At 26.8% G+C, this 17,470-nt stretch carries 15 protein-coding genes and 1 pseudogene; 5 read left to right on the forward strand and 11 right to left on the reverse strand.

The annotated features are described in order from the left end of the window. Positions 1 to 6 precede the first annotated feature (6 nt). Entirely contained in the window at positions 7 to 477 is a 471-nt protein-coding gene (locus tag J0H68_09675) for a hypothetical protein (protein ID MBN8828962.1), read from the reverse strand. Further along, entirely contained in the window at positions 462 to 701 is a 240-nt protein-coding gene (locus J0H68_09680; GenBank protein MBN8828963.1) for a hypothetical protein, read from the reverse strand. Before J0H68_09680 ends, J0H68_09675 begins: the two co-directional genes overlap by 16 nt. 268 nt (positions 702 to 969) lie before the next feature. Here J0H68_09680 and J0H68_09685 point away from each other — a divergent pair, with 268 nt between their 5' ends. Then, on the forward strand, positions 970 to 1,611 hold the full coding sequence (locus tag J0H68_09685) for a hypothetical protein (protein ID MBN8828964.1): 642 nt from the start codon (positions 970 to 972) through the stop codon (positions 1,609 to 1,611). On the opposite strand, the gene J0H68_09690 is transcribed toward J0H68_09685, so the two are convergent. Beyond that, positions 1,608 to 2,885 (reverse strand): HAMP domain-containing histidine kinase, encoded by a 1,278-nt coding sequence (locus J0H68_09690; GenBank protein ID MBN8828965.1) that lies wholly within the window; start codon positions 2,883 to 2,885, stop codon positions 1,608 to 1,610. The genes J0H68_09685 and J0H68_09690 overlap by 4 nt on opposite strands. A gap of 1 nt (position 2,886) precedes the next feature. Continuing rightward, the gene (locus J0H68_09695; protein ID MBN8828966.1) at positions 2,887 to 3,861 is read right to left on the reverse strand and encodes a response regulator; all 975 of its coding nucleotides are present in this window, start codon (positions 3,859 to 3,861) and stop codon (positions 2,887 to 2,889) included. 785 nt (positions 3,862 to 4,646) lie between these two features. Here J0H68_09695 and J0H68_09700 point away from each other — a divergent pair. The 4 genes from J0H68_09700 (at position 4,647) to J0H68_09715 (ending at position 7,859) form a co-directional block, all read left to right on the forward strand. Beyond that, complete coding sequence (locus J0H68_09700) at positions 4,647 to 4,841, forward strand: ribbon-helix-helix protein, CopG family (protein ID MBN8828967.1); 195 nt, start codon at positions 4,647 to 4,649, stop codon at positions 4,839 to 4,841. 148 nt (positions 4,842 to 4,989) lie between these two features. Further along, a complete protein-coding gene (locus J0H68_09705; protein ID MBN8828968.1) occupies positions 4,990 to 6,579 on the forward strand; it encodes a hypothetical protein in 1,590 nt (529 codons plus the stop codon). Between the two features lie 196 nt (positions 6,580 to 6,775). Beyond that, positions 6,776 to 7,432 carry a ParA family protein gene (locus tag J0H68_09710; GenBank protein ID MBN8828969.1) on the forward strand — a complete coding sequence of 219 codons (657 nt, stop codon included), beginning with the start codon at positions 6,776 to 6,778 and terminating at the stop codon, positions 7,430 to 7,432. 61 nt (positions 7,433 to 7,493) lie between these two features. Further along, a complete protein-coding gene (locus J0H68_09715; GenBank protein MBN8828970.1) occupies positions 7,494 to 7,859 on the forward strand; it encodes a hypothetical protein in 366 nt (121 codons plus the stop codon). 71 nt (positions 7,860 to 7,930) lie between these two features. On the opposite strand, the gene J0H68_09720 is transcribed toward J0H68_09715, so the two are convergent. The 7 genes and pseudogenes from J0H68_09720 to J0H68_09750 all read right to left on the reverse strand — a co-directional run bounded on the left by J0H68_09720 (position 7,931) and on the right by J0H68_09750 (position 17,416). Then, the gene (locus J0H68_09720; protein MBN8828971.1) at positions 7,931 to 10,480 is read right to left on the reverse strand and encodes a hypothetical protein; all 2,550 of its coding nucleotides are present in this window, start codon (positions 10,478 to 10,480) and stop codon (positions 7,931 to 7,933) included. Next, a complete protein-coding gene (locus J0H68_09725) occupies positions 10,477 to 11,601 on the reverse strand; it encodes a pentapeptide repeat-containing protein (protein MBN8828972.1) in 1,125 nt (374 codons plus the stop codon). The genes J0H68_09720 and J0H68_09725 overlap by 4 nt, the downstream gene beginning before the upstream one ends. Before the next feature lie 94 nt (positions 11,602 to 11,695). Further along, positions 11,696 to 12,271 carry a GNAT family N-acetyltransferase gene (locus J0H68_09730; GenBank protein ID MBN8828973.1) on the reverse strand — a complete coding sequence of 192 codons (576 nt, stop codon included), beginning with the start codon at positions 12,269 to 12,271 and terminating at the stop codon, positions 11,696 to 11,698. After that, positions 12,261 to 15,056, reverse strand: coding sequence for a hypothetical protein (locus tag J0H68_09735; protein MBN8828974.1), 2,796 nt, complete (start codon positions 15,054 to 15,056; stop codon positions 12,261 to 12,263). The genes J0H68_09730 and J0H68_09735 overlap by 11 nt, the downstream gene beginning before the upstream one ends. A gap of 138 nt (positions 15,057 to 15,194) precedes the next feature. Further along, positions 15,195 to 15,563, reverse strand: a complete 369-nt coding sequence (locus J0H68_09740) for a response regulator (protein MBN8828975.1) — start codon at positions 15,561 to 15,563, stop codon at positions 15,195 to 15,197. A 61-nt stretch (positions 15,564 to 15,624) separates the two neighbouring features. Beyond that, complete coding sequence (locus J0H68_09745) at positions 15,625 to 16,032, reverse strand: ankyrin repeat domain-containing protein (protein ID MBN8828976.1); 408 nt, start codon at positions 16,030 to 16,032, stop codon at positions 15,625 to 15,627. An 87-nt stretch (positions 16,033 to 16,119) separates the two neighbouring features. Continuing rightward, positions 16,120 to 17,416: pseudogene (locus J0H68_09750) on the reverse strand (Y-family DNA polymerase). Positions 17,417 to 17,470 lie beyond the last annotated feature (54 nt).

Here is a 17,470-nt window from a genome sequence, read left to right on the forward strand (position 1 = left end):
TTTGATCTAAAATGAAACTCCAAAAATACTTAGAAAACGCTTAAGATTTGCTATTATCAATGAAGCAATCGCTAAACTTACGGTAATTAAAGTTTCGGGTTTACCATTTTTAATCCAATTTAGTACGTATCCGCCCCATATAATTAGAAGCATTCCAGGTAAGACAAAACGCTGAAATGATTCATAGAGTTCATTTGAAACCCTATGAGCTTCTCCCCATGCATCTTTATTTCCTGCCGCTAAAGCTAAATCACTTTGTAATATAACTACCGTAATAGTTAGAAGTGTTGCTTTTATTATTTCTTTTTTGGTAAATTTAAAACTTGAAACCATTAATTTCTCCTCAGCTTTATTTATTAAATCAGCAATAGTTACATTTATATCTTTAACCAATTGAATTTGCTCATGTGTTAAGTCAAGATTTGTTTTAATTAATAACCCTAACCGATTTATTAATTCTGCTAATTTCGTTTCCATGTTTTTACCCTTAATTTCGCTCTTTCAAGCTGTGACCTTTCATTAATCTCATTTTCAAGAATGATTTTGAGATCATTTAGATCACAGCCATATTTTTTAAGCATAAAATTAATATCTTCTATCATTTTATTTATTTCTTTCTTAGAAAATTGAGTAATCTCTCTTAAACCATTTAATATTAGCTTAAACTGCAAAAAATCAGTTGGCTCTAATTTAAATGACATTTTTCCCTCTTCCTTCTCAACTATCTAAATTTTAAAATTTGATATAAAATATTAATTTTATAATTTTTATAAATACGAATATCTCGTATTATGTCGTAAGCCTTCAGTTTCTTCCTAAACCTATTCTTATATTAATAATAATTTGGTAGGTTGCAAGTAAAAAATACGAATGTTTCGTATTTTTTATATTTTTCTTTTTAACATATGAATTTACATAAGGAGTTATTGGAGATAAAAAGAAAGTATTAATTTTGTATGAAATATTATAATGAATGATAGAGAACGTATAAGGTTTCTAAGGCAAATGATAGGCATATCCAGAGAAACTATTGAAAAAAAATATGATTTAAGTTCCAGCACTCTTTTTTCATGGGAAAACGGTAGATTACCTCTCACCGATAAGGGTATTAAGCGTTGTTTAGAGATATTTAGGAAAGAGGGTATATCTGTTACTGAGGAATGGATAAGACATGGCACTGGCTATGAACCAATATTCACTAAAGAAAGTTCTTCTTTTTTAGTAATGCCTACTACTAAATCACTCCCTGCAAATTCGAAAATTGATACTTTAAAAGAAATAGAGATTATAAAGACTCTTTATTCAGACATCATAATTTATTTTATTGATACTCAAGAAATGAGCCCAAAGTTTAATGTTGGGGATTACGTTGCTGGCAAAGTTTGCCATAATGAAATATATGAACTACATAATATGAACTGTATTGTGCATTTAGAAACAGGTGAATATATTTTTCGCAGGATTATTGTTAATAATGATAATTCTTACACTTTGATATGTGATAACCCTTTATCAAGTCCAAATCCTGTAATATATAATCCACCAATAAAGAAAATAGCACCTGTTATGTTTCATAGAATTTCAAATATTGATAAGAATCTCAAATACTAATTTATTTCTGGAAATATTAATTTAAACTCTGTATACCTTCCCTCTTCAGATGCACAAATAATCTCTCCTCCAATCTTTCTCATTACAAGTTGACTAAAAGAAAGTCCTATGCCTGCCCCATATTCTGTTTTAGTAAAAAAACGCTCAAATATATAAGGTAAAATATCAGCAGCGATCCCTTTACCAGTATCTCTAAATACTAGAATATTCTTATTAACTTCTTTTTTACATTTTATCTCTATAAAACTTTTTTCAGTTGAAAAATGGAGAGCATTTTTTATTAAATTAAATAAAACATGTTTGATTAAAATTTCATCACCTTTAAATTCAAAATTATAATCCTGAATCCATTTAATTTTATGCTTTTCTGACCTACTAAAATGGTAATCTTTTAATGCATTTGATATACAATCCTGAATTTTAACTTTATTAAATTTTTTTTCTTCAAGTGTATCATTAAGTTTTACCCTAAATATCTCATTTATATTATTTATTTTCTTCAAAGTATTATTAACATTATTTATAGTTTTTATTAGGCTTTTATATTTTGTATCGCTAATTCTTTTAACGGGTATTCCCATTTCTTTTGCTTTTTCATAGGCATCTAAAAAAACAGGTAGATTTTCATCAATTGCATTATTTAATGCTTTTAATGAAGCTATAGGAGTATTTAATTCATGTGATAATATACTGCTAACAAATTTAAAGTGATTTATTTTCTCTTGTTCAATTAAATAACGGTTTCTTGAAAAGAAGGTCACTATTACAAAAGAGATTATATAACTATAAATAATAACAAAACATTGTTCAGTATATATCAAATCATGCACATTAATATTAAAGCCAATCTTGTTTAGATAAATTAATAAAGCTATAGAAAAACCCAGTACTAATAATATTATATAACTAAGCCAATCCGTTAAAATTGCTAACATAAACAAAGATAATGCATTCCCAATTATAGTATCAAGCTTAGCATTATAATTATATATTAAGTAAGTGGATAAAAATGGTAGACAATACAGAAGTGCAAAATACCAATATACGCAATGATATTTTTCTAATTTTTGAGGCCAAAGCTCTTCTTTAAAATACATCAAAAAATAAATAGTAAGCCCTAATAATGTGTATATATCACAACAATATTCAGCGCCTGTTATACATGCAAATACGTAACTTATTAAACCATAAACAGAGAATCCGTGAAATTGAGGCTTAATAACTTGTGTTTTAATATAACAAAAATTATATATATTTTTAAATATCTTATTCATTTTAATTATTACAAAGTTTTTTATTTCTATATGACTCAAAGAATGTGTGGTTTTGTAAGTCGATTCGCTTAATATTGTTTATAAAAGCATAGTAATATTTATTTTCTTCATCAAAACAATATATTGGATATAAGTTTTTAGTTAATTCTTTTCTATCATATTCAAGAAAGTCATAGCAAAATAACATTTTACGATAAAGTTTAAGTTCATTTACTATATTTTCAGGATATTCCTCTTCTTCCATAAATTTAATATCATGCTTAATTTCACTTTCATTCGTAATTAGTAAAGCACTACCATTACCTTTTGCATCAAATAATAATAGGCTTCCTTTATTATCAATAAGATAATATTCTACTATTTGTTCCTTATTTAATATTTCATCAGCAAGTTTTTTGTAGCAAGAATTGTAAAATATCTCTGCTAATGGAGTTTCATCCTGCCCAGGTAATTCTAAATTATAGTAAGATGAATTATATTGATCTATTAACTGAATTAACTTTTTAAGACCGTCCGTATCTTGTTTTTTAATGTAATTATCAATGAGACCTTCATTAAAAGCTTTATTTGCTATTACCTCATCAGCTACACCTGTTAATAAAACCTTCTTTAAATTTTTATTTTTGATTTTTTTTAGTAGCTCAAGACCATTCAAGGTTTTCATTTGATAGTCGATAACCAACATTGATATATTTGAGAATCTATCTGGATTAGATAATCTTTCAAAAACCTCTTCTTGATCTAAATACACAGCTTTTTCATCATTATATTTATTCAAGTATCCTTTAATATCTAATAACGAAATTTCTTTATTATTTATAAGATAATCAATTGCCTTTAAAGGATCACTAAATACGGTATAGTGATTTCTATTATCTGGTAACGCACTTAATAATGCTTCCAAAAACTCTTCATCATCATCTACTATTACTATATTAGTAGGGATGGAAAAATGTGTAGGTGAAAAATTATTCATAAAACTATTAAATTCAATCTATTAATATTTAAAACTAATTAATGAAGTGTATCTTACCATTTAATGGTTAACAATCCATTAATATTTGTTTAACTAATTTAAAATTTAATATTTTTCATATATATTCAGATACTTATTAAAAAAGTTTAGGAGTTAAAATAAAACTAGCAAAATCAAATAATATCATGGCTCCAAGTTTAAGCATCCAATTATTTATCCTACTTTCTTTATAACGCCTCAAGTTACGTTAAGAAAGTTAACATTGAGAGAGTTCAGAAAACAGACCCTCATATACATGTAATATTAATATAAAGAAATAAATAGGTAATACAGTATTAAGAAATTACGCAAATATAAGTTTTATACTTTAAAAAAATTACGACCATTTAAATACAGAATTACCAAGACGCTTAATAAGACTAAAGAAAATGAACTTTTAAAGAGTACAAATACTGACCTCTTATTTACATGTAATAAAGTAAATATAAATATTAATAACTACATAAAATTAAACTTTTAAACTCATTAAAAATGATAAAAAATACGGTTTTAATTTTTAAAAATTAATAATTGAGTAAAAAAAAGTATTGAGAAAGCCTTCTTGTTTTTAAATTATACGCAAGAAAGATTTAATTTTAATAATTGTTAAAAAGTTATTGACACCCTTAAATCAGTACAGTAGAGTAATGTATATTATTGTAAACTAATGTTTTTTATTGTAATTTACATAAAGTACATTATTTACATAAAAAATAAAAAGGCTTATTGATAGATAGGTAGTTAAAATGGCAAAAAAACGTAAACAAGAATTTGTAACTATAGATGATGAATCTTTAGAGTTTCTTGAAATATTAGCTCGTGATACTGGCTTTTCTAAATCACATCTTATAAGACATGCCGTATTTAGTTACGTTAAAAAAGCAAAAAGTATGTATGAATCATTAGGAGAAGAGAAGCAGTTAATATTATTTAAGATATAAAAAAAGCCCTCTTGGCGGAGGGCTGTTTTTTTAAGATTTGAACACTTTTAGTAAAATGCTAAAATGCTAAATCAATTTCCTAAACCTGATAATAGCATTCCTAAAAGGTCAAGTCAACACCTTAATATAAAAATTTTATGGGAATGTTATGACTAGCAACATTTGTCAGTACATTAACTTACGTTTCAATAACGTAACTGGTGATATATTGACACTCGAAGAAAGGGAGATCTTAAAAAAGATCAACTTTTATATAAATCATGCTAAAAAGTACAATAAAACCGAATGTTTTCATGATGGAAAATATTGGGCAGAATTATCTGCAAAAAAGTTTTTAGAACAAACAAAGCTTTTTAGTAGAACCACATTTTTTAAATATATAAAATCTCTTAGAGAGAAAGGAATACTTGAAACTAAAAGATTAAGAAGTAAAAGAGAAGACCAAACAAATTTCTTCATGCTTGCTTATGATAAGTTAATAAGATTAGGCGTTACGGTCATAAATTATAATCCAAGTAACAATTCAACCTATACTTTAAAGTTACAAGATTTAGTTTCAATTGATGAAACCCCTTCTTCTCAAGAAGTTAAAATTTCTAGAGATTATAGATATAGTCTACTAAAAGAAATATCTTTAACTTTTAAAATAGAAATCAAAAGGCTTGAAGAATTAACTGCTAATAGGCCTAATGAAATCTTATCAAAAAATATTCAATATATTAAATACAGATTAGCTAAAGGTAACATTACTAATCCTCGTGGATTCGTTGAAAAAGCTTTATCAGATAATTATCTATCTCAAGTGGATAAACTAGCTTTTGATTCGCAGAAGCAACTCAATGAAGTTATTCATGCTGTAGAAAATAATAATACTGATGATAAAACTATCAATGATATTGTAATCAATATACTAAATGATAAAGCAGAAGAATTGAATGAAACGTTAGAAATAAATCTAAAAGGCGTAACTATTAAAAATAATAAGATTCATGTTTTGTTTTATAATCAGGCTGAAAATATTAAACCTTTATATGAAAACCTAAAATATAAAATTCATGAGAAAACTAACTTAGAGGTGCATATTTCGTTTGTAACGCCCTCACCTCTTGAAATTTATAAATTATCAAAATACGTTCCTAATAAAGCTAAACTTGCTTCTTTAAATCATTTAATAAATTTAGTTAACCATAATCTTGGCAGTTTTGAAGAAATACTAAACAAAGTTAAGTGTATTCCTCTTGGTTATAATAATCATTATTATTTCGTAAATGATATAACCACCGCAAATGTACTTCATAACCTTAATATTAAAAATATCATATTAAGCAAATTTTCTTCGGAAGACTTAAAAGTATATTATAAAGATATAACTTTAGATTGTTATAATAATATAATTGCCGATAACAAAGCTATAAAAGATCAGAGAGCTTTCTATAATCATCTGGAAGTGTATTCAAATAGAATTGTCAACATACCTTACAATGATTTACAAAGTTACATAAGTTTGTTGCTAAAGGAATTTGGTTTTGAAAATAAAGTTAATGCAATATTATCTATACATCTGATAAATGGAATAGAATCTAATTCGTTTATTTTAAATACAAATGATTTAGAAATATTTACTTTCTTCAATAATCCTCTTTTTAGCCAGCTTATAACTTTTAAAGTTTCTAAGAGTTATATGATTAATACTGATATAAATGTTTATTATTCTGAACTATGTAATGAGGAAGTATAAACTTTAAAAACTTAAAAATGTAAAAAGTGAAAAACTGCAGTTTTGTAATTCTGATAAATTGCAGTTTTAACTTAAGATCTTGTTTTTCTTTGAAATCTATAATAATATCTAAAAATGAAGTTTTTAAAAACTTAAATATTGAATATTTGAAAAAGTGAAAAACTGCAGTTTTTAAAGTTTATAATTAGGAGTAAAAATGTTACCACATGTAATTACGTTAGCCACTTCAAAAGGTGGTACAGGAAAATCATCCTTAGCTAGAAGTATAGCTGGTTATTATTTTCAAAGAGGTTTTAAGGTAGCTGTCGTTGATGCAGATCCACAGGGAAGTATTATAAATAGACATTCAGAAGATGGTCCTCTTAAAGATTTATGTGTAGTGGCTGAACCTGAAGAGATAGTTGATTTAAAAATAGAAGAGCTTAAGGAAAACTACAATCCTATTATAGTAGATACGCCAGGTTTTAGTAATAAAACTACAGTAAAGGCATTAGTAGCAAGCGATTTAGTTATTGTTCCATTAAAACCATCAGCAGATGATTTGGTTGCAGCTATTGAAACAATTGATCTGATTAATGAGATTAATGAAACTAAAGAGAGAAAAGGTAACCCTATTATTTATAGACTTGTAATAACAATGTCTCAACAAGGTACAATTATTGCAAAACATGTTCGTAAAGAATTAGAAGTAAATGGTTATGGTGACTTTTTACTTCAAGCAGAAATGTATTTAAGAGTTGCCTACCCTGAGACTGGAATTAATGGATTGTCTCCTTGTGTAACAGATCCTAATGGTGCAGCTTCAAGAGATATAGCAGCAATAATGAAAGAAATTACAAAACTGAAAAAGTGACAAATTGAAAAACTGCAATTTTTCAATTCTGATAAAATGAAATTTTATATTGAGTAATTATATGTCAAAATCATTAAATAGCATATTAAGTAAGAGACCTTCCGCAACGCCAAATGTTTCTTACTCTGAACCTAAAAATGAAAGTGTATCAAATAATAATGAAAGTAAATTAAAAAAGGCTGATTCAGCTAATGATACAGATAAAAAAAATCTTCAAAAGGAAAATCAACAAGTTTCTAAATCATACGAAGGTAAAAAAGGTAGAATCGTTGCTGACGTTCCCTTTGATGTAAAAATTCAAATCAAAAGGTATTTAATAGATCATCCTGAAGATACTGAAAAAACTGTTATTTTAAAAGCATTAAAAGCCTTAGGCTTTATAATTAATGAAAATGATTTATTAGATCAAAGAGGAAAAACTAAATAATTTAAAAACTGAAAAAGTGAATAATTACAAAACTGCAGTTTTTCACTTTTTCAAAACTTAAACTTTGTAAATTAATCTTTTGAAATATCAGATAGTACTCTTTTTCTTAAATCATTGTTTTCAGTTGTAAATCTGAATATCTGGTTCATGGCGTATCTTTTAAGATAGTTATAAGAATATTGACTATCATTAAGTTTTTCCAAATCCGAATATGATTTGATGTTATCACCTTTATATGTTTGTGAGCCTAGTGGTAGAATACAAGTTGTAACTCTGTCTCTTTTTTCAATAGAGTTTGAAGACACAGCTAATGTATTTAGATTATCCAGTTCTTTTTCATAATTTTCCTTATCGAAATCAATCTTAGTTTCATCTATATAAGATTCTTTTATAAGTAAGTTTAAAACCTTTAAAATACACTTCACTGAAAATGCGCGTACATTAGTAAAGAAGAAATTAGAGGTTTTACTACCTACTTTTTTAAGTTCATTTACGAATAAAAAAGCAAAATCTTGGTTGTTTAAAAGATTACTAAACTTATTATTTCTAATATCTTCTCTTTTTTGTATTTCTAATTTAAGAATAGTATTTGCAAAAGGTGGTATAAGAGAAGAGAGAGAAGTTAAAACTTTGTTTTTCATTGAAAGTAAAAATATGTGAAAATCAAATTCATTGAAATGTTTTTTAATAATGAAATTCCTTATCATTGAATTTTCAACAAAGGTCTTTTTTAAATCTTTTAATGAAATGATTGTGTTTTCTAATGTATGTGTATTTTGAATATTACCATTATTACGTATGCATAAATAATTACGGGTAGGGGAGGGTGTATTAGTAGTTATACCTTCAAATTCTAAGAATATTTCATTACGAATATTACTTTCTAAAGTGTTACTTAAAAAAGATATTCCTGTAAGGATTTGTTTTACATTTTTAAAGTTGATTATACTAATCTCATATAATTCTAACTCTTTATTATACATAAGCTGAATTATACTTTTATCAATTAATTGTTGAATATAACTATAGTTTTTCTTTATTTCAGCTTTAGGAATATGAATCGTTTTAGAAGTAGAATTACTTTGTTCTAACTTCAGTAATTTTAATATTGTACCTTTAGTTAATAATACTAAATTTTCAATCTTTTCTAATTCTATGCGTTTTTCATATGAATTAGCGTAATTAATAGTACCTACCGTTTGTATTACTTGTATAATCAATTTATTTGATAATTCTTGTCCAACGTTCCTTATTTGTAAATTTTCATCTATTTTAAATTCTTCCTTTTCAGAATACTTAAAGTTATTACAAAGAACTTCTTTTGATAAATAAAGGCTTGTTAGATTTAAAATTAATTTATTTAAATCATTTATTTTAATTTTGAATTGAGTTTTAAATGAGCCTATTAAATACTTTTGTTCTATTATGCATAAGTTATTTATTGAAGAAATGACTTTCTGTAATGGAATACTGCATTTTTGAGGAACTTGAATACAAATTTCCTCTACATGTAAAATAGCAAATTCAGCATTAAAATTTCTTCTTAGGAATTTACTTAATTTAATTTCATTTGCCCAATTTGGGTCTGTTAAGATCTCTAAATTAATATTATCATTTAATAAATCTAATACATCATTAAGATTTCCATGTAAAAATTCCGTTGCAGGTTTTAAAGTTTTTGAAGCTAAAAACCCTAATCCTAGTTGTACAGGGATTACTTTATCTAAAAATACTTTATACGCTATATTAGGAGTCGCTAGCACAGCTGTACCTATAAAAGATACGGTTAAACTTCCTATTATGAATGTTTTATAATCTTCTTTATTGTCATGAAATTGAATTAAAGAATTCTTATCTTTTATTCTTACTAATTCTTGCTTTTCAGTGATAAATAAATTCTTTTTATTTGATAATTCATATCTATGAACAAAAGTATTAGTTGTAAATGGGCTTAAAACCTCATTATATTCAGGATTATTTCTTAGAAAGATAGAAAGTTTTTTAGTATTTAAGGGTAACACTAGGCTTACTTCTGAACTATGGAGGTGTGGAGCTGCGTCTACATAATTTTCTAAATAATTAGAATATCCACCCATATTTTTCAAAAAAGGGGCGTATTTTATAATTTTACTAAAGTTATTATATTTCTTTGTAGATACTTCATGGTCAATCCACGTAAAGATAGGAGGTAAGATATCTTCAATTTCTATATCGCTATAAATTACTTCTAAAATGATTCTTGATTGATTTAAAAAATCTTCGTTTATACTTTGTTCTTTGGAATATAAACTTCTACGAGCTTCTAAGGTATTATTATAATGAGTATCAAGATTGGCTATATAATTATCTATAAGATTCTGTCTTAACTCTTTTTCATATTGTTCAATTGTTATAAAGCTAAGTGGTAAAATCTCTATTATATTATCAGAAATTTTAAAGGTATTATCGGTTATTTCTTCAAAAAAGTTATTTATGCTAAGTCTTTGTAATAATCCTAAAGCTAATATATTTTTTTTGTTTATTTTAAATGTATATTCAAACAAATCTTTGTCTTTAACTCTTAGCTCTATGTTATTTTCTAATAAATAAAGCTCAAAGGATTTGATTGTAGTTTCTTTCATAACACTCTCTCAATTTGATTGCTTTGTTCTTTCTCTACTAATGCTCTCTGTTCTTTTTGATCATTAGCATCAAATGAAAATGCTGAATAAAGGGTAGTTGAAGGAGAAGGATCAGGTACATTAATTATATCTTTACCGCAAATTTTTTCTTTGATTTGAAAGTACTCTTTTTTAAGAGTTAATAATTCTTCTTTGAATTTTACTAGGACATACTTTATTTGATCGCTTAAGTATGAAGATAGGTCATATATAAATTTTAATGATGTACTTGTTATAATTCCTATTAAAACTGATTGAAGAGCACTGTAATAGGTTAAACTTAGACAAATAGAGGAGATTGCTAAAACTAAGAAAGCTAATTTTTTATATTCTTTAGAGGAATTATTATGTTTTGTATTATCTAATGGTAAAATTTGTTCATTATTTTCAGTATTAGATGTAATTAATTTATTAGGATTTGCAGATAATTGATATTCTTTTGGTATTGTTAGTTCTAAATCATATTCATTTTTAACTTGTGAAAGAAAATTCTCCATAATTTCTAAGTGAAAAGATTCTTCCTTAAAAGTTGTATCAAAATCAAAATTATAATTTGCGCTTATCTTCTTAAGGTTTTTTGATCTATTACTAATAAATGTATTTTTGAAAGCTTCTGATGACACATCTTGGAAATTGCAGTTAATAAAAATAGCACCCCTAAAATCAGTATTATAAAAGGTACAGTTTTTACCAAATTTTACATTAATAAATATTGTATTTTGAAATTTGCAGAAATCGAAATTGCTTTGAGAAAAAACTGTATCAAATATCAATACATTAGATAAGTCAGTGGCTAAGAAATTAGCTGTATAAACATTATTATAGTCCAACCCTTCAAAATCATATTCATTATGACCATGAAAGCATACGTAGTAAGGGTAATTATCCACCTCAAGTGCGGCATTATCAATGGCAATATTTCTATGAAAGTAATATTCTCTTAAGCTAGCATTTTGTTTATATGTACCTAAGACTATTTCTCTTAAAAAAGAAGGTTTTTCTTGATTCAATACTACATCATTGGCCTTAACAGTAATAAGGTCAACATCAGTATGGTAAAGATTATAGCGTACTCTAGACATACGAACTCCCGAAATAATGATTTCATTTCGAGAGATTATTTAAGAAGAGGGAGATCTTATATTTATTACAATCTTATTAATACTATGTCAATAGTTAACAAGAATTTAATTGTGTATTTATAACTGGCTTTGAATCATCATCAAAAATGTAAGCAATTTCTATATATCTTTTTTTATCAACAGGGATATCAATGGACCCATAGATTCTCCCACCTAATTTCTCATAAAAATTACAAGCCATTTTATTATTTTTTAAAGTCCAAAGTATAAAGGGATATAGATTCGTTTGTTCTAAAAATTTCGATGCTTGTCCAAAAAGTTTTTTCCCAATCCCCTGACGTTGAAATTTTTCAAGAATATACATCATATAAATTTCACCTGGTTTCGAGTAAATTTGCCTTTGATTAGAAATTTCAATATTTTCATGAACTCTAAATTTCCCTAAATCACAAAACCCAATTACTTTCTTTTCGTACACTGCAATAAATGTACATGCGTGTTTAAGAGATAAAAGTCTTCTTCTTCTGTTTATAATATCTTCCTTTTTAACGCTATTGACTAAATTTTCATCGAATAAATCTTTATAAGTTGTTATCCAAGAATTTAGGTAAACATCAGCTATTTCATGTTCTAAATCAAAATTCTGTATTTCAAATATTTCAATTTTCATTTTTATTATAAGGTAAAATAAATTTTATAATAGAACCCTCTGGATAATTATGTTCTGCCCAAATTTTTCCACCATGAGCTTCTATAATATTTTTGCTTATACTCAAAGATAAACCTCTACCCCCAGCATTTGATTTAGTACGAGAGCTTTCATAAAATGGTTCAAATATAACCTCTAATTCTTCTTTAGGAATACCAATACCTGTATCAGTAATTGCAAATAAAATATTGTTATCAATTAAATTTAATTCAATTTTAATTGAGCCATTTTCTTTATTAAATTTAATTGCATTATGAATTAAACTTAATATTATTTTTTCGATTTTTTCCTTATCTATTTTTAAGTTAATTTCTTCATAAAATACAGTTTCTATAGATAGGTTTTTATTTCTTGCGCTTTCTTTGATATTTAATAAAGTTTGTTCAACCAAATTATTCAAATTTTCATGTGTAATGAATAAATCAACCTTTCCTACAATGTATTTAGCCTTATCTAAAATATTTGAATGGTAACTTTCTAAGCGTGCTGCATCAGCCTTTAATGTACTTAATATTTTACTCTTGGCTTCTTGTGTAAGTTTTTCCCAATCATTATTAAGAAATTCTATAGCTGTTAAAATCCCCTGTACAGGTGTTTTAGTTTCATGGCTAAGATTATTTAAGAAACGAGTAGGAATAGAAAGGGCAGAAATAACTGCTTCATCTATACTTTCTCTTTTTCCTATTTCATACTTAATAGATTGTTCAAAAGGCTTTTCTTTATATCTTGTAAAGATTAACCCCATTAATATAGCGAATATTGAGATATAACTGATATTGAATATTTGCTCATTTGAAAGATGTATAGCTGCGTTATTATGTAGAGCTTTATACATTATAAAACCAAAATACGTACCAAATGATTGTAAAATTATAAAGCTAAGCCAATCTACTAAAATTGATAAAGCAAATAATGATAGAGCGAGATTTAGAATCCAAAAATTTGTGCAGTAATTTAAGAAAAAATATGTGGTAGAAACTGGAAAGCAGAACATTAAAGTTAAATGCCAATATGTTGGAAAAAACTTTTTAAGCTTTTCAGGCCAATAATCTTTCAATAATAAATTTATACATAATAAAGCTGATATAGTCCTTATTATTAAATCATAGGACTTATTAATATTTATAGCTTGAGGTGACCACATAAAGAATGGTATTGCGTAATTATAAACTGCGAATGCTCCAAATGAGATATAGTTTGCCCCATATATTTTCACTCTTTCATTAGAAAAATTAATAATGGATTTGATCGGTGAAAATATAAAACTAAGTACTGGATTGAATAATTTGATTAGTTTGTTTTGAAATTTTGACTGATTATTTTGTTTTTCATATTCAACAAACCCTAAATGCCTATCTATAAGAGTTAATATGGTGTAACTTATCATATTAGCAAATAATGCTGGTAAAACACTACCAATTGCATAATTACTTTCTAACTCTAAAACATTCCAGCTTATTGCGGTAAAACCTCCAATTATACCAGAGATAATAAAAGTACGTAATGTACCTTTAAAACCCCATACACCGCACATAAGAGGGAATGTAATGACTGGTAGCCAAAAGTTTTGAATTAATATGATTATTTCAAATAAACTTTTAGTAAAACTTGCTATATAAACTACCCCAAAACCAAGGAAAACTGTCGCTAATTTAATCCAAAGTAGTTCGGTCTTTGGGTTTAAGTCATTTTTACTTAATGGTTTTATTACATCGTGTACTACATTTAGTGCTATTACGTTTAAAGCCGAATCTGCGGTAGACATTAGAACAGCAAACAATCCTGCAAGTAAAATTCCTTTAGCTGCATTTGGTAAAACATCAGTTATTACATAAGGCATTGCAAGTTTCGGCTCTAATTCAGGATTTAATACAAATGCAATCAGCCCAATGGTTGCAACCACAAAATAAAATGGAACAAATACAGCAGCAGTTAAACGAAATGAATTTATTGCATGACTAGAATCTTTAGCCATCAATATTCTTTGTATTAATTGAGGAAATAGAGAAGGTATAGCCCATATTATAAGAAGGTATATGACTTTCCATTTAGGTAAATAGCTTGGAAATATTTTTAAATGTTCAGTAGGTAGTTGCTGTATCAATCCTTGGTATCCACCAACTTTTTCTAAGCCTAAATAACATGCTAAAGGAATTCCAATAGCTAAAGCATAAAATTGTATAATATCAGTGTAAGTTACTGATTTAATACCACCGAATGCTGAGTATATAACTACAATTCCACTACCAATTAAAGCACCTGTAAAAGGGGTTATATTAAAAAAGGAGTGAAATAAATAACCGATTGCAATTATTTGTAAACCTAACCATCCTGCCGCTATAAATGTACTAGATATACCAGTAATTACTCTGGCTGGCTTACCAAAAAAGCTTTCCATTATTTCACCAGCCGATATTAAGCCTTTGAATTTATATATTTTCGATACAAATATTTCAGAAATTATAAGAACTGAAATTACGTCACCTAGAAAAATAACAAAATAGCTAATTCCATATTTATAAACGCTTTCTACACTTCCAAATGTCGACCCGCCACCTATCCAGGTTGCTGCAATTGTTGCAAGTAGCACTGGGGCTATAAATTTACCATCACCAACAGCAAATTCTTTTACAGTTTTTACGTTTCTGCCCTTATATATACCATAAAATAGAGTTGCCGCTAAATAAACACCTACTATTAGTAAATCAATAAACGTTAAGCCTTTTGGAATTACATTAGAAAACATAATTATAGTCCTTTATATGGTTTTTTAATAAATTACTTTATAAAAGTATAAAGGTAAATGTTAAATATTTATGTTTTGTTAATTTTACATTTAAATCATAGTGTTATGATAAAATTGTATTAATAAAATCATTTGAAACTAATTTATCTTTATATTCTGTATTGCTTCAGTGATTATTTTAGGAAAGTAAGGTTTTGTGATGCAGGCTTTAGCACCAAGTGCCATGCATTGATTTGTTGCATTAGGGTTTGCAATGCCTGTCTGGATAATTACTGGTATATTTGCTGTACTATTATTATTTTTAAGTCTTTTTAGTACTTCGATACCATCAATCTCAGGCATCATTAAATCAAGTAATATAATATCAATATTCTCTGAATTTGCGAAAATATATTGTAAACCCTCTTTAGGGCTTAAAAAAGCCATTAAATTATACCCATTTACTAATGAACATAAGCTTAGGGTAGAATGATAAGTTATTTCATCATCGATAAGAACTATATTCATATATTAATTTGCTAAAATATTACAATAATATTAGTTATAGCGATAAATAGTTAAATAATTATTAATTTTTATAGTGATATTGACTAAAATTTTCTGTAATTTCAAAAAAGTTATATTTTTCAGCTAGTTCTCGAGGGCTACAATTAAGTTTATTCTTTAGGGTAGGGTTAGCCCCATATTTTAGAAGTATTTTAACAATATTTATATTCTTAAATAGAACTGCTTCAAACAAAGGAGTATATTGTAAAGAGTCAAAGCTATTTGGATTAGCTCCATGCTTTAATAGCTCTTCTACTACTTCTAAAGCTTCATTTTTTATAGCTAAATGTAAAAGAGTAGTTCCTGTAGTTGTATCAAGCTTATTAAGAAAATAATTTCTCATATTTTCTGGGACTAAGCTTATTTCATTTCTTAATAATTCTAAGTCGTTAGTGTTACAAGCTTTCTTTAAGTTAATATAATTATTCATTTTATCTCTCAAGAATGTGTAATTTTAATTAAATTATATATAAATAATTAAGAAAATGTCAATACAAAAAATTGAATTAATAGCAATTTATACAACTTTTATTATTTCATTCCATTTAGTTGTATATCTTGGCGATCTATTTGAAGCTTTCATTTGCCACTCATGCTTAACACCTTGAGCAGCAAAAAATATTGTAGCTTTACCAAAATCATTATTAAGTTTGTCCATTACTTTCATTAACTTTTCATTTGGAATATGAGAAGGGAGGAGGGTAGTCTGAACTTTTTCTTTAGGTAATAAATCTAAAAAAACTACTCCAGCTTTTTTATATTCAAGATTAGGAATATAAATTTCTTCAAGTAATTGTTTAGCTGTTCTAATCATAAAACCTGTATCATCAGTAGGTTCAGTAAAGGTATGTATCATTGAATTTTGATAATAATCTTCTTTAAACCTATTAGTTCTAACAAAAACATACATTGCTTTTGCGTATGAATTTTGATTTCTGATTTTCTCAGCGCCTCTTGCTACGTAATTTGCAACAGCTTCGGATAGTTGATCTAATTCTTTAATTGGCTTTCCAAATGAGCGAGTTGAGGCTATCGATTTTTTATTATTTGGTACATCTTCTAATTCAAAACATGAAGTGCCATTTAATTCTAAGATTAACCTTTCAAGCATTACGTTGTACACTTTTCGCATTTGTTTAGGATCAATATTTGCAAGTTCTAAAGCTGTATTGATTCCTAATGCTTTTAGTTTAATTGATAATTGTCTACCAACTCCCCATATATCTTCAATAGGAAAGTTTCTTAAACATTCTATGCGGTTATTTTCATCGATAATAAATACGCCAGTAGTTGTATGTTTTTTTGCATAATGATTAGCAAGTTTAGCAAGGGTTTTAGTTTTTGCTATTCCAATACAAGTAGGAACTCCAATTTCTTTTAAAACTTTCTGTCTTAGAGTTAAAGCAAAGCTTCCAATATTCCATACATTCGTAAGATCAAGAAAAGCTTCGTCAATTGAATATATTTCTATTCTAGGAGCATTATTAGCAAGGGTTGTCATTACTCTTGCTGAGATATCACCATATAATTCATAATTAGACGAGAATATTTGAATGTCGTGTTTTTTTACTAAATCTTTTATTTTAAATAAAGGGCAAGCCATAGGTATACCTAAAGCTTTAGCTTCATTTGATCTAGCAATCACACATCCATCATTATTTGAAAGAACTACAACTGGGCTTAGCCTTAAGCTTCGGATTGAATATTCTTTCACAAGAAGCATAGTCGAGTAGGCGGTAAGAGTTACCAATTACCACCCCTCTAAGAACCGTACTTGCGAGTTTCCCCGCATACGGCTCAAGCTTTGATAACATCTTTTATGAATTTAGAAGATGCAGCGGTTAAAAAATGTTTAGTTGATCTATTTG

The organism is Sphingobacteriia bacterium (assembly GCA_017304685.1).
Classification (GTDB): domain Bacteria; phylum Pseudomonadota; class Alphaproteobacteria; order Rickettsiales; family 33-17; genus JAFKLR01.

Excerpts from the sequence above, each read along its gene's own strand:
- J0H68_09725 (MBN8828972.1), bottom strand. The coding sequence starts at position 11,601 with ATGTCTAGAGTACGCTATAATCTTTACCATACTGATGTTGACCTTATT.
- J0H68_09700 (MBN8828967.1), top strand. The coding sequence starts at position 4,647 with ATGGCAAAAAAACGTAAACAAGAATTTGTAACTATAGATGATGAATCT.
- J0H68_09680 (MBN8828963.1), bottom strand. The coding sequence starts at position 701 with ATGTCATTTAAATTAGAGCCAACTGATTTTTTGCAGTTTAAGCTAATA.
- J0H68_09675 (MBN8828962.1), bottom strand. The coding sequence starts at position 477 with ATGGAAACGAAATTAGCAGAATTAATAAATCGGTTAGGGTTATTAATT.
- J0H68_09695 (MBN8828966.1), bottom strand. The coding sequence starts at position 3,861 with ATGAATAATTTTTCACCTACACATTTTTCCATCCCTACTAATATAGTA.
- J0H68_09730 (MBN8828973.1), bottom strand. The coding sequence starts at position 12,271 with ATGAAAATTGAAATATTTGAAATACAGAATTTTGATTTAGAACATGAA.
- J0H68_09690 (MBN8828965.1), bottom strand. The coding sequence starts at position 2,885 with ATGAATAAGATATTTAAAAATATATATAATTTTTGTTATATTAAAACA.
- J0H68_09705 (MBN8828968.1), top strand. The coding sequence starts at position 4,990 with ATGACTAGCAACATTTGTCAGTACATTAACTTACGTTTCAATAACGTA.
- J0H68_09720 (MBN8828971.1), bottom strand. The coding sequence starts at position 10,480 with ATGAAAGAAACTACAATCAAATCCTTTGAGCTTTATTTATTAGAAAAT.
- J0H68_09685 (MBN8828964.1), top strand. The coding sequence starts at position 970 with ATGAATGATAGAGAACGTATAAGGTTTCTAAGGCAAATGATAGGCATA.
- J0H68_09740 (MBN8828975.1), bottom strand. The coding sequence starts at position 15,563 with ATGAATATAGTTCTTATCGATGATGAAATAACTTATCATTCTACCCTA.
- J0H68_09745 (MBN8828976.1), bottom strand. The coding sequence starts at position 16,032 with ATGAATAATTATATTAACTTAAAGAAAGCTTGTAACACTAACGACTTA.
- J0H68_09735 (MBN8828974.1), bottom strand. The coding sequence starts at position 15,056 with ATGTTTTCTAATGTAATTCCAAAAGGCTTAACGTTTATTGATTTACTA.
- J0H68_09715 (MBN8828970.1), top strand. The coding sequence starts at position 7,494 with ATGTCAAAATCATTAAATAGCATATTAAGTAAGAGACCTTCCGCAACG.
- J0H68_09710 (MBN8828969.1), top strand. The coding sequence starts at position 6,776 with ATGTTACCACATGTAATTACGTTAGCCACTTCAAAAGGTGGTACAGGA.